Origin of the sequence: Pseudomonas sp. 39004, assembly GCF_028682155.1 — a bacterium.
Lineage (GTDB): Bacteria > Pseudomonadota > Gammaproteobacteria > Pseudomonadales > Pseudomonadaceae > Aquipseudomonas > Aquipseudomonas capeferrum.
Map to the genome: position 1 here is coordinate 1 of NZ_JANIAG010000294.1, position 3,670 is coordinate 3,670.

The window sequence follows — 3,670 nt, forward strand, 5'->3', positions numbered from 1 at the left end:
CTCTTCCGATCTACCAGTACCCGCTCCACGCCCAGCTGCTTGATGTACTCGAGGGTTTCGACGGTCTGCCCGTAGCCATGCTTGACGAACACCTGGTCCGCCTCGATCAGGCTCTCGTCCTCGGCCGCCGGGTGCCAGCCAAGCTGGCGCTGGAACGGCGTGACCTGCTCATCGTGCAGCTCGACCGAGGCGACGGTCGGGATGTTCGCCGACAACCGCCGCAAACCGTCTACCAACCATTCGGGCGGGCTGAAGGTGGATTGAACATCGACGATAAGCAAAACCTGGCGCATAGGGCTCTCCGGCCACGGGCAAAAGGCGCCAAGTATAACGTGGCGCCCGTGCTGGGGTTTGTTGATAGCACGGGCGCCCTACCCTCATCGAGGCTGCCGACGATGCGCCCTGCATCGTATACGGTGCATTTTTCTGAAAACTGCCTTATATGCATCGTATTTGATTCATAAGAACCTGCAGTTTTTACATCGCGCACGCACGCGTAGAGGTGAACAAAAATGGACTTGCGATCAACCATACGACTCGCCCAGCCCGAGGACGTCGAGGCGCTTTTTGCGCTGGACGCGATCGCTCGGGGTGATCGGCAACGGCAAACATTCATTGCACACGCAGTCACCTGCGGCCAATGCTGGGTGGCCGCAGACGCGCACGATACGTCGCAGCTGACAGGGTATGGCGTGCTCAACGATACCTTCTTCGATCAACCGTTCATTGCGCTGGTCGTGGTGAAGGAATCGGCACGCCGCCGCGGTATCGCGGCGGCCATCATGCGCACACTGGAGTCGCAGTGCCGGGGTGGCAAGCTGTTCACGTCGACCAATGCTTCAAATGCGCCGATGCAGGGTGTGCTGGCTCAACTCGGCTTCATCAGGAGTGGGCAGATCGACAACCTGGATGACGGTGATCCAGAGCTCATCTTTGTCAAATTCCTCTCCTGAAATCGCGCCTGGTCACCAATCGTAGGTCATCTCCACCGAGGCCACGCGCTCCTGGCCGTAGTAGCAACCGAACGCATAGTTGCAGTCCGACACGTACTCGCGGTCGAAGATGTTCTGCACGTTCACGCTGGCCTGCAGGCCGCGCAGGCTTGGGTCGAGTTTGCCCATGTCGTAGCTGACGGTGGCGTCGTACACCGCATACGCCGGTACGTCGAACGAGTTGGACGAATCACCCGGTTTGCGGCCGGTGTAGCGGGCGCCTGCGCCGAATGTCAGGCCATTGAGCATGGCCTGGGTGAAGTGGTAATCCACCCACAGCGAGGCCGAAACCGGCGCTTGCGATTCGCTGCGGTTACCCTGGTCGCCATAGTTGCTCTTGGTATAGAACGAGTCGATGTAGGTTGCAGCGGCCAGCACATCGATATTGTCGAGGGTGGACTTGAGCTCCAGTTCAACGCCGCGCGAACGCACCTCGCCATCCTGCGCCTGGTACTGGGGGTTGTCGTCGTCCTGGGTCAACACGTTCTTCTGCGTGACCTGGAACACCGAGGCGGTCAGCAATGTGCCCTCGGCCGGCTGGTACTTCACCCCCACTTCGTACTGTTCACCCTCGGTCGGTTCAAACGACTTGCCAGCGGAGTCCGTGCCCAGCGTCGGCAAGAACGACTGCGAATAGCTGACGTAAGGCGCCAGACCAAACTCGGTGACGTAGGTCAGGCCGATACGGCCGGTGAACTTGTTGTCACGCTGCGAGGCGATGCTCTTGGCCAGCAGGTCCTTGTTGTCGATTTCGGCCCAGTCCTGGCGGCCGCCCACGGTCAGGATCCACTGGTCCAGCTTGATCTGGTCCTGCACGTACACACCGGTCTGGCGAACCGTGTTGTCCCATTGGGTGTCCAGCACCGGGGTCACGCTGCTGGTGTCGTAGTTGTTCTTGCCATACAGGTCGACCGGCAACACGTTGTAGGCGTTGTAGCCATCGTATTTGCGCGAGAAGTGGCGGTAGTCCACACCTGCGAGCGTGGTGTGCTGCAGCGCGCCGGTGTTGAACTTGTATTCCAGGTTGTTATCGAGGGTGTAGGCGATATTGTGCTGGCGCCAGTCGAGCTTGACCCGGTTGGCCCGGGTGTAATCGACGCTGTCGCCGTCCGAGACGAAGCTGCGCAGGTAGAACCCTTTGTAGCGATCCCGCACATCGGTGTAACGCGCCGTCGAACGCACGGCCAGGTCATCGCTGAAGCGGTGAGTGAAGTCATAGCCGAAGATGTACTGGTTGCGCTTGTAATCGTTGTAGTGCGAGTCGCCCGAGAAGAAGTCGCGGTCGATGTGCTGGCCCGTCGGGCCACGCTTGAGCGAGCCGATCATCGGCAGCGACTGGTAGTCGGCAGCGCCGTCGTCACGCTGCACCTGCGCCAGCACGGTAAAGGAGGTGTCCTCGTTCGGCGACCAGGTCAGGCTGGGTGCCAGCAGCAGGCGTTCGCTATGGGCGTGGGCCACCTGTTCGTTGCCCTTGTTGGCAACACCGACCAGGCGATAGGTAAACTCGCCCTGCTCATCCAAGGGGCCGCTGGTGTCGAAAGCACCGTTGGCGCGGTTGTAGCTGCCGGCGCCCAGCTTGACCTGGCTACGCTGCTCGCGGGTCGGGCGCTTGGAAACCATGTTGATCAGCCCGCCCGGCTGGTTTTGCCCATAGAGCACCGACGAAGGGCCTTTGAGCACCTCGATGCGCTCCAGGGTGTAGGGGTCGATCTGCGGTGCACCGCCCAGGCTGCCGGCATACGGCACGTATGCGCCGTCCAGGTACAGCGGGGTCGGGGCAAAGCCACGGCTGGTGATTTCGTCGGCAATGGTGTTGCGGTCGGTGAAGCCGCCCGTGGCCAGCCCCGGCGTGTAGCGCAGTGCCTGGGTCAGGTTGCGCGCGCCCTGGGCCTGCACTTGGTCGGCGGTGATCACGTTGATGGCCTGGGGTATTTCCAGGATCGGTGTATCGGTCTTGGTGCCTGTCGCACTGCGGGTGGCGACATAGCCGTTTACCGGGCCATAGGCCGATTCCACGGCGGCGCCGGTAATGCTGGTGCTGTCCAGTTGCAGCGTCGAGGCATCGCCGACCATGGGCAGCAGCGAGTAGCTGCCATTGGCCTGGCGCAGCACCTGCAATTTGCTGCCCACGAGCAGTTGGCGCAGGCCGGCCTCGGCACTGTAGCGGCCATGCAGGCCGGGCGAGCTCAGCGATTGGACGTAGGACGGCTCGAACGAGACCGTCACCCCTGCCGCTGCCGCGAACTGGGTAAGCGCCGAGCCCAGCGGGCCGGCCGGGATGTCGAACGCGGCATCGGCGCGGGCCTGGGCGACGGCGGGCTGGGCAATCATCACCGCGGCCAGCGGGGTCGCCAGGGTGATGCTGAACAGTGCGCGATGGACTGAGCGGGCCAGTGCGGTTTTGGCGGCGTTGATGAGGATGACGGGGGTGCGAGTGTCTGTGGGGAGCATGGTATTCCTTTCGCCCTGCGGCAGTTTTTTATGGCGTCTGAGGCGCCTCTACTTACAAGTCGAATGAGAATCGGAATCGGTAACCCCCCTTATGTAAAAAAGGGCGCGTTTATGGAATGGGGCTTGGCAGCGATTTTCTGGTTGGGAGATGGGGTAAAGGCGAACCTGTGTTTGCCACGGCATTTTCAGCGCCTGTGAGATCGAGCGCCGCCCGCGCGGCGCATCGC

Annotated in this window: 2 protein-coding genes and 1 pseudogene; 1 reads left to right on the forward strand and 2 read right to left on the reverse strand. The window is 62.0% G+C overall.

Annotated features, from left to right (window positions below; all coding sequences use genetic code 11):
- Window positions 1–293 (reverse strand): annotated as a pseudogene (locus tag NP534_RS26155) (hydrolase); the annotation flags it as partial.
- A gap of 219 nt (window positions 294–512) precedes the next feature.
- Here NP534_RS26155 and NP534_RS26160 point away from each other — a divergent pair.
- Window positions 513–953, forward strand: a complete 441-nt coding sequence (locus tag NP534_RS26160) for a GNAT family N-acetyltransferase (protein ID WP_274100652.1) — start codon at window positions 513–515, stop codon at window positions 951–953.
- Window positions 954–965: 12 nt separating this feature from the next.
- On the opposite strand, the gene NP534_RS26165 is transcribed toward NP534_RS26160, so the two are convergent.
- The gene (locus tag NP534_RS26165; protein ID WP_274100653.1) at window positions 966–3,443 is read right to left on the reverse strand and encodes a TonB-dependent siderophore receptor; all 2,478 of its coding nucleotides are present in this window, start codon (window positions 3,441–3,443) and stop codon (window positions 966–968) included.
- Window positions 3,444–3,670: the final 227 nt, after the last annotated feature.